Annotated in this window: 1 pseudogene; it reads left to right on the top strand. The window is 39.1% G+C overall.

The features are described from left to right. Positions 1-204: 204 nt before the first annotated feature. A pseudogene (locus tag ACFILY_RS09625) lies at positions 205-366 on the top strand (N4-gp56 family major capsid protein); the annotation flags it as partial.

Below are 366 nucleotides of genomic sequence, written 5' to 3'. Positions count from 1 at the left end.
CACTTTAGCAAGCATTGATAGGATGTCAGAAGAAGAATTTGACGCTTGGATATCAAATCCGAAAAATAAAGCAATTTTTCGGCAATTGCATGGTGCTGGTAACGGGTATTAAGAGTGCATTTTTATAGAAATTAGCCTGTTTTATGCAGGGTTATGGTCCGGCTTTTAAGCCGGTTTTTTTTACAGCAAAGAAAGGTAAAATCAATGGCATTAACAACAGTTAGAGCAGATGATCCTCATGCGATAAGCACGTGGTCAAAATTATTAAATACAGAAGTTTCAAAGGCGATACCTATTGCCCCCCTTATAGGCAGGGGTTCAAACAGCATTATTCAACTTAAAACCGAAACACAGAAGGGCAGAGGG

The sequence above is a fragment of the Bartonella sp. CL25QHWL genome (assembly GCF_042195335.1).
Lineage (GTDB): Bacteria > Pseudomonadota > Alphaproteobacteria > Rhizobiales > Rhizobiaceae > Bartonella.
Note: the sequence above shows the minus strand (reverse complement) of the source record. Positions and strands in the feature narration are given on the sequence as shown.